A 21,950-nucleotide genomic window follows, 5' to 3' on the forward strand; every position below is an offset into this window, starting at 1 on the left:
TGCATTCGGCGGTGTTTTCGGTGCGGCGGCCGCGCGAACGCTTCTTCGCAGGGTAAGCGCTGCGGCCGCCGCACCGACGGGGAACCGGGCGGGCCGGGCAAGGGAGGGAGCGCTACGGCCGGCCGCAATTCCAAAAAGAACTCTATCCACGATCGAAAAAATGTCAACCGGGCATTTTCTTAAGAAAGATTTAAAGGTGCCATCAGGCGCGGGAAAGGTGCGGTGATCAAGCCTGGTCGGCCAGCAGCAGCCGCAGCTGGACGCGGGTACCGCCCAGCGGGCCCCGGTCGACCACGAGGGAGCCGCCGGTGGCCTCCGCGGCCCGGCGGGCGATGTCGAGCCCCAGGCCGGTGGAGCCCGCGCCGCTGCTGCCCCGCCGCAGCGCCGACTCCAGGTCCTCGATACCGGGTCCGGCGTCCTCGACGACGACCACCACCCGGTCCGGCCGGTGGAACAGCGCCACCACGAACCCGGTGCCCTCCGGGGTGTGCCGGAAGACGTTGCCCAGCACCGCGTCCATGGCGGCGGCCAGGTCGCTGCGGCTGAGCGGGACGACCGCGCCGCGCTCGGTGCCGCGCAGGTTCCACAGGCGCTGCTGGTCGTCGGCCAGGGCCGACCAGAACACCAGCCGGTCGTGCACCACCCCGGCGGCGTCGCACCGACCGCCGCCCGGGTCGTCCAGCTCGCGCCGCGCCGCCCGGATCAGCTCGTTGACCTCGCGCTCCAGCGCGTGCACGGCCTGGCGGACGCGGTTGGCGCCGGGGTCCGCACCGAGGGTCTCGGAGTCCAGGCGCAGCGCGGTCAGCGGCGTGCGCAGGCGGTGGGAGAGGTCGGCCAGCAGCTCGCGCTCCCCCGCCAGCAGCTGGCCGATCCGGTCGGCCATGCGGTTGAACGCGCCGCCCGCGTCGACCAGTTCGGGCGGCCCGGTGGGCGCGACGCGGGCGGCGAGGTCGCCCTGCCCCATCCGGCGGGCCCCGTCGGCCAGGGCGGTCGCCGCCCGCACCACGCGCGCCCCGAGCCGGTCGGCCACCAGCACCGAGGCCAGCACCAGGGCCACCGCGACGCCGCTGAGCGCCAGCCACGCCTGGGTCACGCCCCGGGACAGCTCGGCCTCGGGCACGAACGCCTCGACCACGGCGACGCGGCCCTGGGCCAGCAGCACGGGTTGGAGGTGGACGCGCCCCGCCGGGACGGTGTCGGTGAACGCGCGCACCTGGTCGCGGGCGTCGTCGAGCTGCTCCGCCGAAGCCCTGGGCACGCCGGCGGACCGACCGTCCGCCAGGTGCACCGCGACCCCGCCCGTGCCGGAGGCCAGGGCCTGGTTGACCGCCACCGGGTCGTCGGTGATCACCAGCACCGGCGCGAAGGCGGCCGCCCGGCGCTCGGCGTCGGTGATCGCCCGGTCCTCGGCCAACTGGCGGACCACCAGGGCGAGCGGGATCAGGAAGGCCAGCGCCACCATCGAGGTGACCGCGAGGGAGACCAGCGCGAGGGACTTCCTCACCCGGCCGCCGTGAGCTTGAACCCGACGCCGCGCACGGTGTGCAGGAAACGGGGTTCGGCCGCGCGCTCACCGAGCTTGCGGCGGAGCCAGGACAGGTGGACGTCCAGTGTTTGGTCGTCGTGGCGGCCGGGCAGGTTCCACAGGTTCGCCAGCAGCTCGGCGCGCGGCACCACCTTGCCCTCGCGGGCGGCGAGGTAGGCCAGGAGGTCGAACTCCTTGCGGGTCAGGTTGAGCTCGCGCCCGTGGAGCCGGGCCTCCCGCCGGTCGAGGTCCACGGTCAGCCCGCCGAGCCGCAGGGCCTCCACGGGCGCCTGCTTGCGGGCCCGCCGCAGCACCGCCGCCAACCGGGCCGCGAGGTGCTCGCTGGAGAACGGCTTGACCAGGTAGTCGTCGGCCCCCGCGTTGAGCACCCGGACGATCTCGGCCTCGTCATCACGGGCGGTGGCCACGATCACCGGCACGTCGCACACGCCGCGCATCATCCGCAACGCGTCCGCGCCGTCCATGTCCGGCAGGCCGAGGTCGAGCACCACGAGGTCGAAGGTGGAGCTGGTGATCTCGCGCAGCGCCTCCAGCGCCGTGCCGACCGGGAGCACGGCGTGCCCGAGCCCGGTGAGCGCGCGGCCGACCGCCGACCGCACCACGGGATCGTCCTCGACGAGAAGCACGGAGACCATGGGGCGCACGGTAACCCGGCGGGGTCGGGTGGGTGCAGGCCGGTTCAGGCGGTGGCGCGTGGCGGGCGAGGAGGGTGGTATCGGCTCTGCGCGTCCATCGGTTCGGGCCGGTACAGGCCGAGCGTGATCGTGGTGAGGACCGCGTTGACGCCGTCCCGAATTCCCACCAGCAGGTCGGCCTGGAGCTGCTGACGCGCGTCCAGCCTGTGGTGGTAGGGCGTCCATGCCGCCTTGTCGGTCGGGAACCGGTCCCTGTGCGGCTCGATGGGAGCAGGCTGACGCCTCGTACGGCGGTAGATGTTCAGGCCGAGTCCACCGAGTGCCAGCCCGATGACCACCAGACGAAGATCCCGGAAAACCGTGTTTTGTTTCATATTTCCGACTTCTGCTGTGAAAGGTTGCGACCGCAGCTTGATCCCGTACGGTGGGACCGACCTCGACAAGAGGCGACTACTGGCCCCTGTCGTAGAGGTCGGCCCACCTGGCGAGCAGGGACCGTGATTCATCGTCGCCCAGTGCAGCCGCACTGATCCTGCACATTTTTTCCTTGACCTCCTGGACGATCTCTTCATCGTCGTAGAACGCGGTGGCGGAATCCCCTTCGACGCAGGCGACCGCTCCAGCGGAGTGCCCGACGTCCATGAGGGTTGCCGGTCGCAGCAGGTAAGCGTCCATGCCCGCGACCTCCGGAACGACGTTGACCGAGATGTTCGTCAGGCCCACCGTGAGCGTGAGGTCCAACATCTGGTCGCGCATCACGTCCTTACCCCCGACAACCGTTCGCAAGGCGAGTTCGTGGATGTAGAAGCGCCACCTCTGCCCTTGATGACCCGTGGCACGCGACCTGGCGGCATCCTTGCGGCGGGCCCGGGAGTTTGCGCACACCTCGCTGCCGGTCAAGGCCAGTGCGTAGTCCCACGCCTGAGCGAGCGGCGGAATCGTGAAAGGCTCGTACGCGATGACCGACACCGACGATTCTTCATGGATTCTCATGCACCGCGCACTGCCGTCGGTGTCGTGACGACGGACAAAGGCGTGTCGGTTGCCCGCCGAAAGAACATCGTGAACCTGTTCGCGATCCTCTTTGCTCGCCTGGAGGACGCCCAGCAAGAAGAGGATGTCCCGCTCGCCCGTCCCCCGTGTTCCCGATTCGAGCTTGGACAATTTTCCGGCGGACCAGTCCAACTTCTTCAGCAGCTTGTTCGAGGCCCAGCCCGACCGGTGCCGGATTTCCCGCAGTAGCGCCCCGAGATCGCGACTGTAGGCGTCGCTCACGCGTGGCGGATCTTCGCCCTGTGGACTTTCACTCATGTCGATCTGCCCCAACTGCCGAATGTCCGGTTCAGACAGCGGCACACCGGTCACCGAGGGAGTTGGTGACCACGGATGCCGCTCGGTCGAGACGCTAGATCCACCTCGCGCGGCCAACCCCAAATTTCTGTTGGGGGTCCATTGCCCGAGGCGGGCGCGAGTACCCTGGGGATATGCGGCCGGACACCGAGGCGACCGTGGGCGAGCGCATCGCCTACTACCGCAAGCGGCAGGGGATGACCCAAGAGGTGCTGTGCGGACTGGCCGGGGGACGCACCACCGAGTGGCTGAGGCAGATCGAGAACGGCAAGCGCGAGGTGGACAGGTTGTCCACGATCGTGGCGGTGGCCGAGGCCCTGCGGATTCCCCCGTCGGCACTGCTGCCAGGCCCTTTTCGCGCGACGGCGAAGCGCAAGGATTCGCTCGGCACCGCCCCGAACGTCGTTCCGGAGATCGAAGCGGCGATGCTGCGCTACAACGGCATCGCTTCGCTGATCGGCGCACCGGACCGCATGTCCGTTTCGCCGGAACACCTCCGGGTTCGCGTCGGGAAAGCGTTCGCGCACTCGCAGACGGAGCGGTGGTCCGCGATGGCCCCGCTCGTGCCGGACATGATCGCGGACGCCTGGCACCTGGCGCACGCCGCCGAGAACGAGCAGCAGAAGCGCGAGGCCGCCTCGCTCCAAGCACTGGTGTACCGGGTGACCTCCGGGATGCTGGACCGACTGGGCGAGCCACACCTGCCGTGGGTTGCCGCCGAACGTTCGATGCACGCCGCCGAGGAATCCGGTGACCCCCTGCTGATCGCGGGCGGGGCGTGGCGACTGGCCGTGGTCCTGCGCCACGCCGGGCGCCTCACCGAATCGACCGACGCCCCCGTCGTGGCGGCGGACGCCCTGCGTTCCCGCCTCGGCTCTCCGCAGTCCTACAGCGTGTACGGCTCGCTCATGCTGAAGGGCGCCGTGGGGGCAGCCACCCTCGGCGACCACCGGGCCGCGCGCGACCACCTGGACGAAGCCGCACGGGCAGCGGAGAAGACCGGGGACCGGAACGACTTCTGGCTGGCTTTCGGGCCGACGAACATCGCCATCCACCGCGTGTGGCTGGCACTTGAACTCGGTGACCCGGGAGCGGCCATCGCGGCAGCGGAGAACGTGCCGCACGACGACCTGCCTGGGGAGTTGTCCGAGCGACGGACCTCGCACCTGATCACCGTCGCGTGGGCCCACTACCTGCGGCGGCAAGACCGCGAAGCGCTGGATGCGCTAGACCTGGCCAGGACGTCCGCCCCGGAGCAACTGCTCTTCACCGGTCGGGTCCACTCGATGCTCCGCGGGATGCTCCGACGCGAACGGCGCTCGGTGAAGGGCGACCTGCGCAGGCTCGCGGACTTCGTCGGCGTGGCCGCCTGATCCGCCGCCGGGTGGGACAGCGCCAGGGCCTCGTCAGGTCGGGCGCCCCACCGCCGGCAGGATGACGGGCGTGAGCAGGGGCCTGCGGTACCTCGCGGCGTGGTCGGCCTCGACCGCCGCCGCGGTGGCGCTGTCCTGGCTGGGCATCCGGTCCGTCCTCGACGCGGGCGTGCCGGAGCGGCCGCGCTTCGTCGCCGGGCCGGTCCAGCAGTCCTCCGCCGTCCCTTCGACGACCACGCCGACCACCACCACTCCCCCGCCAATCGTCACCACCGCGCCCACGACCACCACAACGACGGCGACCACCACCACAACCACCACCACCGCCGAACCACCGCCGCTGCCCTCGGAGGAGGGCACCTGGACCAGGCAGGACGGCGAACCGGTCTACCTGCGCAGCTTCCGCCTCCACGGCGGCGTGGCCGCCGTCCGCTTCGCACCCCGCGACCTGCAACCGATCTCGGCCACCCCGCACCAGGGCTTCGCCGCCACCGTCGAGCAACCGGCCGACGCGGTGGTCGTCGAGTTCACCGGAGCCGGGCACCGCTCCCGCCTGGAGGCCACCTGGGTCAACGGTCCGCAGTGGCGGATCATCGAGTCCGGCTGACCCGGCCACACGACCGGGGTCACCCCGACGCGCAGCTCCGGCAACACGACGTGCAGGGCGCGGCCAGGACAACCCACACCGTCCACAAAGTCGCGGCCCCCGTGGATCTCCGCGAGTGGAATTTCGTACTACCGGCAGATCCGCGCGAGCGACGAGCCCCACTCCACACCCGGCGCGACACACCACCCGACCACAGGCACCGGGAGCGCGCACAGCCCGAGCCCGACCACCCCGGACCGACACCGAGCACCACCACCCGCCCGCCGACCACCGCTTCCCCCATTCGTCACAACCGCTTGCCCCACAGCGGGGACGCGCGAGCCCCGGCGCGCGTTGTCCAGCCCCTCACCCGTTCGCGGCCCGCGCACCACCCGGTGGCGTGCCGGGTGGTTCGATTCCGGCATGACGCACCCCGGTGAACCGCACCACGACGACCTCTCCGGCCGGCTGAACCGGCTCCGGGCGGGCGTCCTGGGCGCGAACGACGGGATCGTGTCCACGGCGGGCCTGGTCGTGGGCGTCGCGGGCGCCACCGCGGACCGCACCGCGATCCTCGCCGCGGGGGTGGCCGGCCTGGTCGCGGGCTCGCTGTCGATGGCGGGCGGCGAGTACGCCTCGGTGAGCACCCAGCGGGACACCGAGCGGGCCGCGCTGCGCCGGGAGGCGTGGGAGCTGCGGGAGATGCCGGAGGAGGAAGAGCGCGAGCTGGCCGGGATCTACCGGGACAAGGACCTGACCGAGGACCTGGCCGCCCGGGTCGCGCACGAGCTGACCGAGAAGGACGCCCTGCGCGCCCACGCCGAGGCCGAGCTCCAGATCGACCCGGACCACCTGACCAACCCGTGGCACGCCGCGTGGGCCTCGCTGGGGGCGTTCGCCGCGGGTTCGGTGATCCCGCTGGCGGCGATCGTGCTGCCGCCGACGGCGTGGCGGGTCTGGGCGTGCGCGGCGGCGGTGCTGGTCGGGCTGGTGCTCACCGGCGTGGTCAGCGCCCGGCTCGGCGGCAGCCCGGCCGGGCGGGCGGTGCGCCGCAACGTCGTGGTCGGGTCGCTGACGATGGCCGTCACCTACGGCGTGGGTCTCCTGTTCGGCGTAACCGCGGGGTAACCCCTATCACGCAGCGTGCACGACGTTCGTCGGGCGGCGAAAGAAGAGCACCCGCCGAGGTGTGATCTACGCAAACTGCGGGTACTCCGGACCGCTTCGTCGCCCCCGGTCGCGACGAGCGCCCGACTGGAGGTGCCCGCCATGACCCACCCGCCGACCTACGTCCTGGTACCCCGTTCGGAGAAGAGCGAACGCCGGGTGTGGACCCTGCTCGCCGCCCTGTTCGCACTGGTGGCGAGCGTCAACGTGCTCTTGGCCGCGAGCGAGGCCGCCTGGTGGCAGGGTGTCGTCGCGATCCTGTTCCTGACCACCGCCGGCGCCTGCGTCAGAGCGGCGCGCGGAGCGAGGGGCTGACCTCCACCGCGGCCGGAACCCCCGAAAAGCTGACCCGAAAGGGTGCACTCCGCTGACCCGAACGGCGTCAAGTAGGGGTGGTCTTCGCCACGCCGCCCTCTCGGACTAGCGCCATAACCCCGAATTCACACTATCGTCACAAGACCCCGGCAACCCCGGTGCACCGCCCAGCGTGCTCCCACGACCCCATCCGGTCACGGAACGCACGCACCAGGAAGTGCAGTTCTCCCGCACAACGGAGTGCGGTCCCCACGCTGATGATCTCCCGGCGTGGTTCCCCAGCCAGCACCTGCAGGCCGACCTGTCCGCGTAAAGCCGCGCGCGGGCGCTCGGCCGCATCCGTTTGCCCGAAAACAGGGCGAACAGACGACGTACGGGAGGGCCCGTTGTGACCCACCACCACAACCAGCCGCAAGGCGGCCTCTACGACCCGCGGTACGAGCACGACGCCTGTGGCGTCGCGTTCGTGGCCGACCTGGCCGGGCGTAGGAACCACGCGATCGTGCGCCAGGCCCTGATCGCGTTGCGCAACCTCGAACACCGGGGTGCCCGCGGTGCGGAGCCCGAAACCGGCGACGGCGCGGGCATCCTGATCCAGGTGCCCGACGCGTTCTACCGGGAGGTCGTCGACTTCGCGCTGCCCGGACCGGGCCACTACGCCGTCGGCACCGCGTTCCTGCCGCACGACGGGCAGGACGAGGTCAAGGCCGAGGTCGAGCGCATCGCCGCCGAGGAGGGCGCCACCGTCCTGGGCTGGCGCGAGCTGCCCGTGGACACCGACCACGTCGGGCCGACCGCGCGGACGACCATGCCCGCGTTCCGCCAGCTCTTCCTCGCCGGGCCGGAGGGCACCGGCGGGCTGGAGCTGGAGCGCCTGGCGTTCGTGGTCCGCAAGCGCGTGGAGCACGCCACCGAGGCGTACTTCCCGAGCCTGTCGGGCCGCACGGTGGTCTACAAGGGGATGCTCACCGAGCCGCAGGTGGAGAGGTTCTTCCCGGACCTCACCGACGAGCGGGTGACCAGCTCCATCGGCCTGGTGCACTCGCGCTTCTCCACCAACACGTTCCCGTCGTGGCCGCTGGCCCACCCGTACCGGTACGTGGCGCACAACGGCGAGATCAACACCCTGCGCGGCAACCGCAACTGGATGGACGCCCGGGAGTCGGTGCTGGCCACCGACCTGATCTCCGGCGACCTGTCCCGGGTGTTCCCGGTCATCACGCGCGGCGCCAGCGACTCGGCCACCTTCGACGAGGTGCTGGAGCTGCTGCACCTGGGCGGTCGCAGCCTGCCCCACGCGGTGCTGATGATGATCCCCGAGGCGTGGGAGAACCACACCGAGATGGACCCCGCGCGGCGGGCGTTCTACGAGTTCCACTCCACGCTCATGGAGCCGTGGGACGGCCCGGCGCTGGTCTCGTTCACCGACGGCACGCTGATCGGCGCGGTGCTCGACCGCAACGGCCTGCGCCCCGCTCGGTACTGGGTCACCGAGGACGGCTTGGTGGTGCTCGGCAGCGAGGCGGGCGTGCTCGACCTCGACCCGACCACCATCGTGCGCAAGGGCCGGCTGGAGCCGGGCCGGATGTTCCTTGTCGACACCGCCCAGGGGCGGATCATCGACGACGAGGAGATCAAGGGGCAGTTGGCCGCGGAGCACCCGTACCAGGAGTGGGTCGCCCGGGGCGTGCTGCGCCTGGCCGACCTGCCGGTGCGGGCGCGCGAGGTGCCCACGCACTCGTCGCTGGTGCGCCGCCAGCAGGCGTTCGGCTACACCGAGGAGGAGCTGGCGCTGCTGCTGGGCCCGATGGCCCGCACCGGCGCGGAGCCGATCGGCTCGATGGGCAACGACGCCCCGTTCGCGCCGCTGTCGAACCGGCCGCGGCAGCTGTTCGACTACTTCACCCAGCTGTTCGCCCAGGTGACCAACCCGCCGCTGGACGCGATCCGCGAGGAGCTGGTGACCTCGCTGCACGCCACCCTGGGCGCGGAGCCCAACCTGCTGCTCTCGGACGAGAGCTCCTGCCGGCGCATCTCGCTGCCGTTCCCGGTGCTGGACAACGACGAGCTGGCCAAGCTGGTGCACGTCGACGACGACGGCACCCTGCCGGAGTTCCGCACCTTCACCGTGCGCGGCCTCTACGAGATGGCGGGCGGCGGCGCGGCCCTGGTGCGGCGGCTGGACGAGGTCCGCGCCGAGGTGTCGGCGGCCATCCGGGACGGCGCGCGGCTGGTCGTGCTGTCCGACCGGGGCGTCGACGCCGACCACGCGCCGATCCCGTCGCTGCTGCTCACCGGCGCGGTGCACCACCACCTGGTGCGGGAGAAGACCCGCACCCAGGTGGACCTGATCGTGGAGGCGGGCGACGCCCGCGAGGTGCACCACATCGCGCTGCTGGTCGGCTACGGCGCCAAGGCGGTCAACCCGTACCTGGCGATGGCCTCGGTGGAGGAGCTGCCGGACGTCGAGCCGAAGGTCGCCGCCCGCAACCTGATCAAGGCGCTGGGCAAGGGCGTGCGCAAGACCATGTCCAAGATGGGCGTGTCGACCGTCGCCTCCTACACGGGCGCGCAGATCTTCGAGGCCATCGGCCTGGGTGACGAGGTCGTCGACTCCTGCTTCACCGGCACCACCTCGCGGCTGGGCGGCATCGGGTTCGACGTCATCGCCGAGGAGGTCGCCCGGCGGCACCGCACCGCGTTCCCCGCAGACGGCGTCCGGCCGCACCACCGGGAGCTGGAGACCGGCGGCGACTACCAGTGGCGCCGCGAGGGCGAGGCGCACCTGTTCAACCCGCAGACGGTGTTCAAGCTCCAGCACTCCACCCGCAGCGGCCGCTACGACGTCTTCAAGGAGTACACGCGCGCGGTCGACGAGCAGGCCGGGCGGCTGATGACGCTGCGCGGGCTGTTCGAGTTCCGGGAGGGCGTGCGGCCGCCGGTGCCGGTCGAGGAGGTCGAGCCGGTCTCGTCGATCGTCAAGCGGTTCGCCACCGGCGCCATCTCCTACGGGTCCATCTCGCAGGAGATGCACGAGGTGCTGGCGATCGCGATGAACCGGTTGGGCGCGAAGTCCAACACCGGCGAGGGCGGCGAGGACCCGGAGCGGTTCGTGCCCGACGCCAACGGCGACTCGCGGCGGTCCGCGATCAAGCAGGTCGCGTCCGGCCGGTTCGGCGTGACCAGCGAGTACCTGGTCAACGCCGACGACATCCAGATCAAGATGGCGCAGGGCGCGAAGCCCGGCGAGGGCGGCCAGCTGCCCGGCGCGAAGGTGTACCCGTGGATCGCCAAGACCCGGCACTCCACGCCGGGCGTCGGCCTGATCTCGCCGCCGCCGCACCACGACATCTACTCGATCGAGGACCTGGCGCAGCTCATCCACGACCTGAAGAACGCCAACCCGGCGGCGCGCGTGCACGTGAAGCTCGTCTCCGAGGTCGGCGTGGGCACGGTCGCGGCGGGCGTGTCCAAGGCGCACGCGGACGTCGTGCTGATCTCCGGCCACGACGGCGGCACCGGCGCCTCGCCCCTGTCGTCGATCAAGCACGCGGGCGGCCCGTGGGAGCTGGGCCTGGCCGAGACGCAGCAGACGCTGCTGGCCAACCGGCTGCGGGACCGGATCGTGGTGCAGACCGACGGCCAGCTCAAGACCGGCCGGGACGTGGTGATCGCGGCGCTGCTGGGCGCGGAGGAGTTCGGCTTCGCCACCGCTCCCCTGGTCGTGTCGGGCTGCATCATGATGCGGGTGTGCCACCTGGACACCTGCCCGGTGGGCGTGGCCACGCAGAACCCGGTGCTGCGCGCGAAGTTCGCGGGCAAGGCCGAGCACGTGGTGAACTTCTTCGAGTTCGTCGCGCAGGAGGTGCGGGAGCTGCTGGCGCGCCTCGGTTTCCGCACCCTGGCCGAGGCCGTGGGCCAGGCCGACCTGCTCGACACGCGCAAGGCGGTGGACCACTGGAAGGCGGCCGGGCTCGACCTGTCGCCGATCTTCCACGTGCCGGAGCTACCGGAGGGCGCGGCGCGGCACCGGGTGGTGGCGCAGGACCACGGGTTGGAGAAGGCGTTGGACAACACGCTGATCCAGCTGGCCGAGGGCGCCATCGCCTCGGGCGACCGGGTCCGGCTGGAGCTGCCGGTGCGCAACGTCAACCGGACCGTGGGCACCATGCTCGGGTCCGAGGTGACCCGGAAGTGGGGTGGCCGGGGCCTGCCCGACGACACGATCGACATCACGTTCACCGGCACCGCCGGGCAGTCGTTCGGCGCGTTCGTGCCGCGCGGCATCACGCTGCGGCTCGTCGGTGACGCGAACGACTACCTCGGCAAGGGCCTGTCCGGCGGCCGGATCACGCTGCGGCCGGTGCCGGACGCGCAGTTCGTGGCCGAGCAGCAGGTGGTCGCGGGCAACGTGATCGGCTACGGCGCCACGTCCGGCGAGATCTTCCTGCGCGGTCGCGTCGGCGAGCGGTTCTGCGTGCGCAACTCCGGCGCGCTGGCCGTGGTCGAGGGCGTGGGCGACCACGGGTGCGAGTACATGACCGGTGGCCGGGTGGTCGTGCTCGGGCCGACCGGGCGCAACTTCGCGGCGGGCATGTCGGGCGGGATCGCCTACTTGCTCGACGCGCTGGTCGGCCGGGTGAACGCCGAGATGGTGGACCTGGACCCGCTGGACACCGCCGACCGGGAGTTCCTGCGGTCCGCGGTGGAGAAGCACTACGCGGAGACCGGCTCGGCGGTGGCGCACGCGCTGCTGGCGGACTGGGACCTCGCGGTCGACCGGTTCACCAAGGTCATGCCCAAGGACTACAAGCGGGTGCTGGCCGCCCGCGCCCTGGCCGAGCAGGAAGGCCGGGACGTCAACGAAGCGATCATGGAGGCGTCTCATGGCTGACCCCCGGGGCTTCCTCACCACCGAGCGCGAGGTGCCGCGCAGCAGGCCGGTGTTCCTGCGGCTGCGCGACTGGCGCGAGGTCTACGAGGAGTTCGAGCGGCCGCGGCTGGAGAAGCAGGCCGGGCGGTGCATGGACTGCGGCATCCCGTTCTGCCACCAGGGCTGTCCGCTGGGGAACCTGATCCCCGAGTGGAACAACCTGGTGTGGCGGGAGGACTGGCGGAAGGCGTCGGAGCGGCTGCACGCCACCAACAACTTCCCGGAGTTCACCGGGACGCTGTGCCCCGCGCCGTGCGAGGCCGCCTGCGTGGTCGGGATCAACGGCGATCCGGTGACCATCAAGCGGGTGGAGATCTCCATCGTCGACCGGGCCTGGGACGAGGGCTGGGTGACCCCGCAGGTGCCCGCCACCCGGACCGGCCGGAAGGTCGCGGTGGTCGGCTCCGGTCCGGCCGGGCTGGCCGCGGCGCAGCAGCTGACCCGGGCCGGGCACTCCGTGGTGGTGCTGGAGCGGGCCGACGCGATCGGCGGCCTGCTGCGGTACGGCATACCCGAGTTCAAGATGGAGAAGTGGCGCCTGGACCGGCGGTTGGAGCAGATGCGCGCCGAGGGCACCGAGTTCCGGACGGGCGTGGACGTCGGCGCGGACATCGCGGTCGAGGAGCTGCGCGGTTCCTTCGACGCGGTGGTGCTGGCCGGCGGCGCCACGGCGTGGCGGGACCTGCCGATCCCCGGCCGGTCGCTGCGCGGGGTGCACCAGGCGATGGAGTACCTGCCGGGCGCGAACCGGGTGGCGCGCGGCGAGCTGGCGTCGCCGCCGATCACGGCGGAGGGCAAGCACGTCGTGGTCATCGGCGGCGGTGACACGGGCGCGGACTGCGTGGGCACGGCCCACCGCCAGGGCGCGCTGTCGGTGACGCAGCTGGAGATCATGCCGAGGCCGCCGGAGCTGCGGTCGGAGGCCCACCCGTGGCCGACCTACCCGATGCTGTACCGGGTGACGTCGGCGCACGAGGAGGGCGGCGAGCGCCTGTACTCGGTGTCCACCGCGGAGTTCCTGGGCGACGACGACGGCGCGGTGCGGGCGCTGCGGCTGGTCGAGGTGCGGGCGGCCGGTGGGCGCTTCGAGCCGGTGCCCGGCAGCGAGCGCGAGGTCCCGGCGCAGCTGGTGACGCTGGCCATGGGGTTCGTCGGTCCCGAGAAGGAGGGGCTGGTCACGGACCTGGGGGTGGAGCTGGACGCGCGGGGCAACGTCGCCCGGGACGCGTCGTTCGCCACCTCGGTGGAGGGCGTGTTCGTGGCCGGTGACATGGGGCGCGGGCAGTCGCTGATCGTGTGGGCGATCGCGGAGGGCCGCTCGGCCGCCGCGGGTGTCGACGCGTACCTGATGGGGCGGGACGTGCTGCCCCGGCCGATCGAGCCGACGGACCGGCCGCTCACCTGAGCTGTCCCCGGTGGCCGGACAGCGTGGTCCGGCCACCGGGGACGTCCTTCCGCCGCCGCGCACGGCGCCCCCGGCACCCGGACAGCGTGGTCCGGGTGCCGGGGGCGTGCTACTGCGGCCGCGCCGCCACCACCCGCCGGATCAGCCGCACCACGTACACGCGCTCCTCGTCGTCCAGGGCGTCGAACCACCGCGACTCGCGCGCGTTCTGCACCGGGAAGACGCCCGCCACGGCCGCGCGGCCCTCCTCGGTCAGCGCCACGAACACCACGCGCCGGTCCTGGCCGTCCCTGGTGCGCTCGACCAGCCCGCCCCGCTCCAGCGTGTTGATCAGGTTCGACATCGCCGACCTGGTGGTGCCGGACAGGTCGGCCAGCCGCGCGGGCTGCGTGGGGCCGAGGATCCACAGCTTGAACATCAGCCGGAACCCCGGCATCGTCCAGCCCTGCTCGCGGTGCACGAGCGCCTCGTAGTCGGTGATCATCATGTACGCCAGGTGCAGCACGTTGTACGAGAGGCTGAACGCCCCGGCGTCACCGCCCATCCCGGCGATCCGGTGCCGCGCGAAGCGCTCGTAGTCCTGCTCCGTCACCACGTCGTCCGCAGCCGGGACCTCGTGCTCTGCCACCCGCCGATCCTCGCAGGGCCACCCCGCCGGTGGGGCGGAAATCGGGCACACTTGGCCGCGTGATCGGGACGAGGCGCTTCGCCGTCACCGCCACGGCGGTGCTGGTGCTCGCCGCGGCCGCGTGGGTGGCACCCGGTCTCGACCTCGTCGAGGGCCGGGCCTCGGTCGTGCTCGACAACCTCGCCCAGCTCGCCGCGGGCCTGCTCGCCACCGGTTGCTGCTGGTGGACGGCGCGCCGGCGCGGCGGGCCGGACCGCCGGTGGCGCGTCGCCATGGGCTGCGGCACGTTCGGCTGGACGGTCGGCATGGCGCTGTGGACCTGGTACCAGCTGGCCGAGGAGCGGGCCGTGCCCTCGCCGTCGCCCGCCGACGCGGGGTACCTGAGCATCGTGCCGTTCGCGTTCGTCGCGCTGCTGGTCATCGGCAGCCACCGGCGGTCGGACACCCCGGACGCCCTGCTGGACCACCGGTCGGGCAGCACCCGCCTGGTGCTGCTGCTGGACGGCGTGATCGTGGTCGGGTCGCTGTTCGCGCTCACCTGGACCACGGCGCTGGGCGGCCTCGTGGCGGTGGGCAACCCGAGCACGGCGGCGTTCCTGGTGGCCGTCGCCTACCCGGTCACCGACCTGGTGCTGCTGGTCGTCGTGGTGGTGCTCGGCGCCGACCGCAAGGTGGTGCTCCGGCCGCAGCTGCGGCTGCTCGGCCTGGGGCTGGCCGCGCTGGCGGCGTCGGACCTGGCGTTCGCCTACCTGGTCAGCATCCAGGCGCCGGAGGTGCCGCCGGCGGCCAACGCGGGCTTCGTGCTCGGCCCCGCGCTGATCGCCCTGGCCGCCCTCGCGCCGACCCCGACCCCGGTCGGCGGCCCCGGGCGCAGCCGGCGGCCGTGGCAGTGGGCCTACCTGCTCATGCCGTACGTGCCGCTGCTGGTCTGCACCGTGCTGGTGCTGCGGCGCACCGCCATCGGCGAGGTGGAGCCGCTGGACGGGGTGGAGATCGGGTGCGGTTTCACCGTGTTCGTCGCGGTGGTCCTGCGGCAGCTGGTGACCATCGTGGACAACGCGAGGCTGGTCCTGATGCTGCGGGAGTCCGAGCGCACGCTGGCCCACCAGGCGCACCACGACCCGCTCACCGGCCTGGCCAACCGGGCGCTGTTCGAGGGCAGGCTGGACGAGGCGCTGGCCCGCCACCACCGCGACGGCACGCCGTTCGGGCTGCTGTTCGTGGACCTGGACGACTTCAAGGCGGTCAACGACGTGTCGGGCCACGCGCACGGCGACGCGCTGCTGGAGCGGGTGGCCCGGAGGTTGCGCGGGTGCGTCCGCGACACCGACGTGGTGGCCCGGCTGGGCGGCGACGAGTTCGGCGTGCTGGTGGAGGGGGTGGGCGAGCCGCGCGAGGTGGCCTTCCGGGTGCTGGACAGCCTCGGTGAGGAGATCAGCGCGTCGGTGGGGGTGGTGGTCTGCGCGGACCGCGACCCGGAGACCACCGCGGCGTCGGTGCTGAAGCGCGCGGACAAGGCCATGTACGAGGCCAAGCGGGAGGGCGGGCGCGGGCTGGTCGTCCACCGGTGAGGGCGGCCGCGGTCACCAGGTGCTCACCCGCCTGCCGAGGTCGGTGAAGGCCACCGCGCTGCCGGGGGGAACTCCTCAGCGCCTGGGCACGAACGCGTACACGCTCGCCGGCGACCCGGACCCGCGCCGGTTGACCACACCGCCGACCAGGACGTGCGCGCCCTGCTCGGGCAGCTGGTCCAGGTTGGTCAGGATCTCCAGGCTGATCCGGTGCTCCCGGTAGAGCAGCTTGGACACCCGGTACTCCGCGTCCAGCGCCCGCTCCGGGCTGAACGTGTCGGTGCCGAGCGCCCCGCGCCTGCCCAGCCTGCCGGTGCTCACCAGCCACTCCACCGCGGCCGGGGAGAACCCGGGCTGGTGCATCTGCCCGTGCTCGTCGAAGTTGTAGAACGCCGGGGTGCCCCAGCGGTCCTGCCAGCCGGTCCACAGCACCACCGCCGCCTCGCGCGGGATGCGGCCGTGCCGCTTCTCCCAGCGCTGGAGGTCCTGGACGGTCACCTCGTAGTCGGCGTCGCGCGCCGCCCGCTCGCGCACGTCGACCCTGACCGCGGGCAGGAACAGGTCCTCCGGGTCCAGCTCGTCGGCGTGGGGCTGGTCGGCGTTGAAGTGCGCGGGCGCGCCCCAGTGCGTGCCGGTGTGCTCGCCCTGCGACACGTACTGGAGGTAGAAGCCGTGCTCGGGCACGGTGGTGACCGTGGTGAGGGTGAACTCCGGGTCGCCCGGGTAGACGTTGGTCCGGTCCGGGTCGTTGACGTGCGCCAGGTTCACCAGCCGGTAGTCGCCCAGGCCCAGCGGACGGCCCGAGGCCCGAGCCGAACCACCGCCCGCGGCCACCGCGCCGCCCACCGCCGAAACCACACCCGCGAGCATCGACCGCCTGCGCACCGACGACCACTCCATCCGCTCAGCTGTCACCCGATCCGGGTAACCGTACCGGCCGGGTGATCACGGCACGACAACCTGTCGGACGGCTTCTCCGGATGCCAAACGGGTGAACCCGGTGTTCACCTCGTCCAGCGCCAACCGGCCAGACAGCAGCTCGTGCACGGGCAGCCGCCCCGCCCGGTACAGCGCCACGAACCGCGGCACGTCCCGCCGGGGCACGCACGAGCCGAGGTAGCTGCCCTTGAGCGTGCGCTCCTCGGCGACCAGGCTCAGCGCGGGCAGCGACACCCTGCGGTCCGGGTGCGGCAGCCCGACCGTGACCGTGGTGCCGCCCGCGCCGGTGGCCAGGTACGCCTGCTCCAGCACGGCGGCCACGCCGGTCGTGTCGATGACCTTGTCCGCGCCGCCGCCGGTGAGCGACCGCACCGCCTCGACCGCGTCCGGGCCGCCCTCCACCTGGTCGGTCGCGCCGAGCGCGAGCGCCAGTTCCCGCTTGCCCGCCACCACGTCCACCGCGACGACCTGCGTCGCGCCCGCCGCCCGCGCGGCCAGCAGGGCGGCCAGACCGACGCCGCCGAGCCCGAACACCGCGACCCGGTCCCCCGGCACGACGCCCGCGCTGTAGAACGCCGCGCCCGCGCCGGTGAGCACCGCGCAGCCGAACAGCGCGGCCACGTCGAACGGCAGGTCGTCGGGCACGCGGGTGGCGGACCTCGCCGACACCACGGCGTGCTCGGCGAACCCGGACACGCCCAGGTGGTGGTGCGGGCGCGTGCCGTCGGGCAGCCGCAGCCGCCGCTCGCCGCCGAGCAGCGTGCCCGCCCGGTTGGCCGCGGCGCCCGGCTCGCACAGCGCCTGCCTGCCCGCCACGCACCACCGGCACGACCCGCAGGCGGGCACGAACGACAGCACGACCCGGTCGCCCACCGCGAACTCCGACGGGCCGGGCCCGGTGCCCACGACCTCGCCCGCGGCCTCGTGGCCGAGCACCATGGGCAGCGGCCGGACGCGGGAGCCGTCGATGACCGACAGGTCCGAGTGGCACAGCCCGGTGGCGCGCACCCGCACCAGCAGCTCGCCGGGACCCGGCGGGTCCAGTTCCAGGTCGACGACCTCCAGCGGCCCGCCGACCTCGGTCAGCACCGCACCGCGCGTCCTCACGCGACCACCAGTCCCGCCATCGCGCCGCGCAGGTCGACCGGGATCTCCACCGGCTTGCGCGTCTCCCGGTCGACGAACACGTGCACGAAGTGGCCCTCGGCCACCACGTCGTCGCGGCCCTCGGGGTAGAAGCCGAGCTCGTAGCGGACGCTGGAGCGACCCAGGTGGCCGATGCGCAGGCCCGCGTCGACGGCCTCGGGGAAGGCGACGGACGAGCGGTAGTTGCAGTGCGACTCCACGCACAGCCCGATCGCCCGCCCGCGGTGGATGTCCAGCCCGCCCTCGCCGATGAGCCAGGTGTTGATCACCGTGTCCATGAACGCGTAGTGCACGACGTTGTTGACGTGCCCGTACACGTCGTTGTCGTGCCACCGGGTGGGGATTCGCCGCCAGTGGCGGTAGTCCTCGCGCACGCGCACTCCTGTCCTGTCGAACTGCCGGGTCGTCGGGCCGGGTCGAGCTGCCGGATCGCGGGGCCGGATCGCGGGGCCGGTCCCGCCGGACCGGTCCTCAGTCGAGCACCCTGCTCAGCTCGACCCGGGACCGCACGCCGAGCTTGGCGAAGATGTTGCGCAGGTGGTGCTCGACGGTGCGGTGGCTCAGGAACAGGCGGGACGCGACCTCCCGGTTGGTCGCGCCCTCGGCGACCAGGCGGGCGATCCGCACCTGCTGCGCGGTCAGCTCGGCGGCCCGGTCCGCGCCGGGCGGCCCGCCGGCCGGACCGCCGGGGGCGACGCCGACGGTGTCGCCCGCCGCGCGCAGCTCGGCGCGGGCCCGCGCGACCCAGCGGTCGGCCTCGTAGCTCTCGAAGATCTTCACCGCGTCGCGCAGCAGCTCCCGCGCGGCCCGGGGGCTGCGCCCGCGCCGCAGCCGGTGGCCGTAGAACAGCTCGGTCTTGGCCAGCTCCATGGCGGTGCCGCTGGCCCGGTGCAGCCGGATGGCCTCGCGGAAGTGCTCGTCGGAGCGCACGCCGTCGGACAGCATGCCGCGGCAGCGGTGCGACAGCGCGAGCCGGGCGGCGCTGCCGGTGGCGCCGGCCCACTTCTCGTAGCGGCGCAGCGCCCGGTCCCCGGCGGCGGGCCGGCCGCAGCCGACCGCGGCCTCCACCACGTGCGGCGCGGCCAGCACCTTGATGCCCGCGTGCACGCCGCCCGTGCCGGGCGCCATCAGGCGCAGCCGGTCCAGCGCGTCGGCCGGGCGGTCCAGCACCAGGTCGACGCAGGCGAACGCCCACGCGCCGAACGCGCCGGACCGGCCGAGACCGCGCTGGGCGATCTGCTCGGCGGCGGCGTCGATGCGGTGCACGGCGGTCTCGGTGTCGCCGCGCAGGGCGGAGAGCAGGGCGAGGATCGTCAGGTGGTCCACCACGGCGTTGTGCTGGCCCATGGAGGTGGCCGCGTGCACGCCCTCGTAGGCCGCCGACAGCGCCACCGAGTGCTGGTCGAGCAGCAGCGCCGACAGCGCCCGGTAGACCAGCGCCCACGGCACCAGACCGGTCAGGCCGTGCTCGTGCGCGGCGGTGACCGCGCTGGTGGCCAGCTCGTGGGCCTTGGTCGCCTCGCCCAGGGTGTAGGCGGCCTGACCGCCCCAGATCTTGGCCTGCGGGTGCGGCAGGCGCTCGGCCAGGTCCACCACCGAGCGCAGGGCGGGCAGGGCCTCCTGGTGGCGGCCGGCGAACGTGGCGGCCATGCCGGTGAGGTGGTCGAGGGTGACGCGCGTGTCGTCGGGCTCGTCGGGCAGGCGCAGGCGGTCGGCGAAGGCGGCCGTCTCGGCGTAGCGGCGGTGGTCGCCGGCGATGCTGGCCGCCTCGCCCGCGAAGCCCAGGGCGGTGATGGCCAGCGCGCGGTGCGTGCCGACCAGCTCGCCGGCCGCGTGCAGCAGGCGGCGGGCGGCCACGTCCGGCAGCCCGTGGCCGAGGTCCAGGCCGCCGCGCAGCAGTTCGGCGCGGGCGCGCAGGCCGGGGTCGTCGGTGAGGCGGACGGCGGTGCGCAGGGCGGCGCGGGCCCGGCGGGGCGCGCCGTGCGCCCAGTGGTCGGTGGCGGCGGCGACCAGGTGGCGGGCCCGCGCGTCGGGGGCGCCGGCCAGGGCGGCGGCGCGGTCGTGGTCGCGGGCGGCGGCCGGGTAGTCGCCGCAGCGGCGGGCGCGGCGGGCGGCGTCGGCCAGCCGGTCGGCGAACGCGCCCCGGTCGCCCGGCGCGCGGGCGGCCTCGTGCCAGGTGCGGCGCGGACCGGCGGGCAGGGCCTCGGCCAGCGCCGCGTGCGCGGCGTAGCGCAGGGCCAGCGGGATCTCGGTGCGCAGGGTCGAGCGGACCAGCGGCCCGCCGTCGAGCAGGGCGTGGGCCTGGTCGACGGCTGCCAGGTCGAGGTCGGGCATCCGGGCCAGGGTGTCCGCGTCGACCTCGTCGTCCACGACGAGCAGCGCGATCGCGTAGCGGGCCTGCGGGGACAGGTCGTGGAAGCGCGCGCTGAACCGGGCGCGCAGCGAGCTGTCCTCGGGCAGCGCGTCGGGCGGGGGCGCGGTGCCGCCCAGCTGCTCCGAGGTGAGCGCGCGGGTCAGCTCGACCAGGGCGAGCGGGTTGCCCAGGGCGAGGTCGGCGACCGCGTCGGCGAGGCCGGGCGGCAGGCCGGGGCGCAGGTCACGCAGGACGCGGAGACTGTCGGCGTGGTCGAGCGGGTCGAGGCGGACCCGGGGCAGGCCCGGGATGTCCTCCTCGGTGGCGATGAGCAGGGCCACCGGTTCGTCGGCGATGTCCCGGGCCAGGCCGGTGAGCCACGCGGCGTCGTCGAGCAGGTGGGCGTCGTCCACGCACAGGAGGACTTCGCGCGGGGTGGACGTGCCGGGGGTCGGCTCGTCGGGGTTCGGACCGCCGGGCGCCGACGCCGCCGAGCGGCCGGCACGGGTACCGGACCCCCGGGTCCCGGGCCCCTGGGCACCGGCCCCCTGGGCACCCGCCTCGCGAGCGGCGAATTCCCGGGCCGCGGACTCGCGGGCCGCCGCCAGCAGCGCGCTCTTGCCCGACCCCGGACCGCCGCGCAGCACCAGCGCACCACCGCGCCCGGCTCGGGCCCGGGTGAGCAGCGCGTCCACCTCGGCGCGCTGCCGATGACGTCCGCGCAGCATGAGGCCAGTTCTACGGGCCTGGGCCGTTTCGCGGAAGGGGTCGGGCCGAAGTTATCTACCAGCGTTAGTTTTCGTGGCGGACCGGTGGTTGCACCGATGCGGCGTGGTGACGCGGCGGAGCAAGGTCGTCGCTGTCCGCAGTTCCCTGCCGAGCGAGGTGTACACCGACGTGCAACTCCGCAAACTGATCCCGGCGCTCGTCCCCGCCCTGGTCCTGGCGCTCGTCGCCCCCCAGGCGAACGCCGCCGAGACCGAGTACCGCCGCGGTCCGGCGCCCTCGAACTCCAGCATCGAGGCCGTGCGCGGTCCGTTCTCCACCTCCGAGACCTCCGTGTCCTCGCTCGCCGTGAGCGGCTTCGGCGGCGGCACCATCTACTACCCCACGAGCACCGCCGAGGGCACCTACGGCGCGATCGCCGTCTCCCCCGGCTTCACCGGCACGCAGTCGAGCATCTCCTGGCTCGGCCCGCGCCTGGCGTCCCAGGGCTTCGTGGTGTTCACCATCGACACCAACACCACGGTCGACCAGCCCGACAGCCGGGCGAACCAGCTGCTGGCCGCGCTGGACTACCTGACCCAGCGCAGCACGGTGCGCAGCCGGATCGACACCTCCCGGCTGGGCGTCATGGGCCACTCGATGGGCGGCGGCGGCACCCTGCGCGCGGCCGAGCAGCGACCGGCCCTCCAGGCCGCGATCCCGCTGACCGGGTGGCACACCGACAAGTCCTGGAGCGGCGTGCGCGTGCCGACCCTCGTCGTCGGCGCCGAGAACGACTCGGTCGCGCCGGTGTCGTCGCACTCCGAGCCGTTCTACTCGTCCCTGCCCTCGACGCTGGACAAGGCGTACCTGGAGCTGAACGGCGCGAGCCACTTCGCGCCGAACACGTCCAACACCACCATCGCCAAGTACAGCATCGCCTGGCTCAAGCGGTTCATCGACAACGACACCCGCTACGAGCAGTTCCTCTGCCCGGCGCCGGGCCGCAGCACCCTGATCGAGGAGTACCGGGACACCTGCCCGCACTCCACCTGACCGCACCGCCCCCGACCGCAGCGCACCACTCCGCACCACCCCGACACCGCACCACCCCGACACCGGAACCGCGCCACCCGAGCTCCCGGGGTGGCGCGGTTTCGGCGTGCGCGCCGGTGGTACCCGCCCCCGCGAGGACCGGTCCGACCGGGAACGAGCATTTCTCGCTTTTTCCGGTGGCCCACCAGGACGACATCCTCGCAAAAATCGGGTACACGACAACGTGAAGCGGCCGCCGCACA

The 21,950-nt window shown here is 73.2% G+C and carries 17 protein-coding genes; 8 read left to right on the top strand and 9 right to left on the bottom strand.

Translation table 11 applies throughout. The annotated features are described in order from the left end of the window. Positions 1-226 precede the first annotated feature (226 nt). The 4 genes from Q5530_RS08075 to Q5530_RS08090 all read right to left on the bottom strand — a co-directional run bounded on the left by Q5530_RS08075 (position 227) and on the right by Q5530_RS08090 (position 3,546). The gene (locus Q5530_RS08075; protein ID WP_415361610.1) at positions 227-1,504 is read right to left on the bottom strand and encodes an ATP-binding protein; all 1,278 of its coding nucleotides are present in this window, start codon (positions 1,502-1,504) and stop codon (positions 227-229) included. After that, positions 1,501-2,181, bottom strand: a complete 681-nt coding sequence (locus tag Q5530_RS08080) for a response regulator transcription factor (protein ID WP_380642341.1) — start codon at positions 2,179-2,181, stop codon at positions 1,501-1,503. The genes Q5530_RS08075 and Q5530_RS08080 overlap by 4 nt, the downstream gene beginning before the upstream one ends. 44 nt (positions 2,182-2,225) lie before the next feature. Beyond that, positions 2,226-2,519, bottom strand: coding sequence for a hypothetical protein (locus tag Q5530_RS08085; RefSeq protein ID WP_415361611.1), 294 nt, complete (start codon positions 2,517-2,519; stop codon positions 2,226-2,228). A 112-nt stretch (positions 2,520-2,631) separates the two neighbouring features. After that, positions 2,632-3,546: a helix-turn-helix domain-containing protein gene (locus Q5530_RS08090; RefSeq protein WP_415361612.1), complete on the bottom strand. Its 915-nt coding sequence runs from the start codon at positions 3,544-3,546 to the stop codon at positions 2,632-2,634. Positions 3,547-3,665: 119 nt separating this feature from the next. Between Q5530_RS08090 and Q5530_RS08095 the strand changes: the two genes are divergently transcribed. The 6 genes from Q5530_RS08095 (at position 3,666) to Q5530_RS08120 (ending at position 13,310) form a co-directional block, all read left to right on the top strand. Beyond that, positions 3,666-4,904 carry a helix-turn-helix domain-containing protein gene (locus tag Q5530_RS08095; protein WP_415361613.1) on the top strand — a complete coding sequence of 413 codons (1,239 nt, stop codon included), beginning with the start codon at positions 3,666-3,668 and terminating at the stop codon, positions 4,902-4,904. A 70-nt stretch (positions 4,905-4,974) separates the two neighbouring features. Beyond that, positions 4,975-5,511, top strand: a complete 537-nt coding sequence (locus Q5530_RS08100) for a hypothetical protein (RefSeq protein ID WP_415361614.1) — start codon at positions 4,975-4,977, stop codon at positions 5,509-5,511. A 402-nt stretch (positions 5,512-5,913) separates the two neighbouring features. Continuing rightward, entirely contained in the window at positions 5,914-6,618 is a 705-nt protein-coding gene (locus Q5530_RS08105; RefSeq protein WP_415361615.1) for a VIT family protein, read from the top strand. A gap of 141 nt (positions 6,619-6,759) precedes the next feature. Further along, on the top strand, positions 6,760-6,972 hold the full coding sequence (locus Q5530_RS08110) for a hypothetical protein (RefSeq protein ID WP_415361616.1): 213 nt from the start codon (positions 6,760-6,762) through the stop codon (positions 6,970-6,972). A gap of 388 nt (positions 6,973-7,360) precedes the next feature. Continuing rightward, positions 7,361-11,866 carry a glutamate synthase large subunit gene (gene gltB, locus Q5530_RS08115; protein ID WP_415361617.1) on the top strand — a complete coding sequence of 1,502 codons (4,506 nt, stop codon included), beginning with the start codon at positions 7,361-7,363 and terminating at the stop codon, positions 11,864-11,866. Continuing rightward, positions 11,859-13,310 carry a glutamate synthase subunit beta gene (locus Q5530_RS08120; protein ID WP_415361618.1) on the top strand — a complete coding sequence of 484 codons (1,452 nt, stop codon included), beginning with the start codon at positions 11,859-11,861 and terminating at the stop codon, positions 13,308-13,310. Before gltB ends, Q5530_RS08120 begins: the two co-directional genes overlap by 8 nt. A gap of 109 nt (positions 13,311-13,419) precedes the next feature. Here Q5530_RS08120 and Q5530_RS08125 read toward each other — a convergent pair whose 3' ends face one another. Further along, the gene (locus Q5530_RS08125; RefSeq protein ID WP_415361619.1) at positions 13,420-13,938 is read right to left on the bottom strand and encodes a MarR family winged helix-turn-helix transcriptional regulator; all 519 of its coding nucleotides are present in this window, start codon (positions 13,936-13,938) and stop codon (positions 13,420-13,422) included. Between the two features lie 59 nt (positions 13,939-13,997). Here Q5530_RS08125 and Q5530_RS08130 point away from each other — a divergent pair, with 59 nt between their 5' ends. Continuing rightward, positions 13,998-15,509, top strand: coding sequence for a diguanylate cyclase domain-containing protein (locus tag Q5530_RS08130; RefSeq protein ID WP_415361620.1), 1,512 nt, complete (start codon positions 13,998-14,000; stop codon positions 15,507-15,509). A 75-nt stretch (positions 15,510-15,584) separates the two neighbouring features. Here the strand turns inward: Q5530_RS08130 and Q5530_RS08135 are convergent, their stop codons facing one another. The 4 genes from Q5530_RS08135 to Q5530_RS08150 all read right to left on the bottom strand — a co-directional run bounded on the left by Q5530_RS08135 (position 15,585) and on the right by Q5530_RS08150 (position 20,675). Continuing rightward, on the bottom strand, positions 15,585-16,424 hold the full coding sequence (locus Q5530_RS08135; RefSeq protein ID WP_415361621.1) for a cyclase family protein: 840 nt from the start codon (positions 16,422-16,424) through the stop codon (positions 15,585-15,587). Between the two features lie 30 nt (positions 16,425-16,454). Beyond that, positions 16,455-17,555, bottom strand: coding sequence for a zinc-binding dehydrogenase (locus tag Q5530_RS08140; RefSeq protein WP_415361622.1), 1,101 nt, complete (start codon positions 17,553-17,555; stop codon positions 16,455-16,457). Beyond that, complete coding sequence (locus Q5530_RS08145; RefSeq protein WP_415361623.1) at positions 17,552-17,968, bottom strand: acyl-CoA thioesterase; 417 nt, start codon at positions 17,966-17,968, stop codon at positions 17,552-17,554. Before Q5530_RS08145 ends, Q5530_RS08140 begins: the two co-directional genes overlap by 4 nt. 97 nt (positions 17,969-18,065) lie before the next feature. Then, the gene (locus Q5530_RS08150; protein ID WP_415361624.1) at positions 18,066-20,675 is read right to left on the bottom strand and encodes a LuxR C-terminal-related transcriptional regulator; all 2,610 of its coding nucleotides are present in this window, start codon (positions 20,673-20,675) and stop codon (positions 18,066-18,068) included. A gap of 169 nt (positions 20,676-20,844) precedes the next feature. Between Q5530_RS08150 and Q5530_RS08155 the strand changes: the two genes are divergently transcribed. Further along, positions 20,845-21,708, top strand: coding sequence for an alpha/beta hydrolase family protein (locus tag Q5530_RS08155; RefSeq protein WP_415361625.1), 864 nt, complete (start codon positions 20,845-20,847; stop codon positions 21,706-21,708). The last annotated feature ends 242 nt before the right edge of the window (positions 21,709-21,950 follow it).

This window comes from Saccharothrix sp. BKS2, from assembly GCF_047689505.1.
Taxonomy (GTDB): Bacteria; Actinomycetota; Actinomycetes; order Mycobacteriales; family Pseudonocardiaceae; genus Actinosynnema; species Actinosynnema lopnurensis.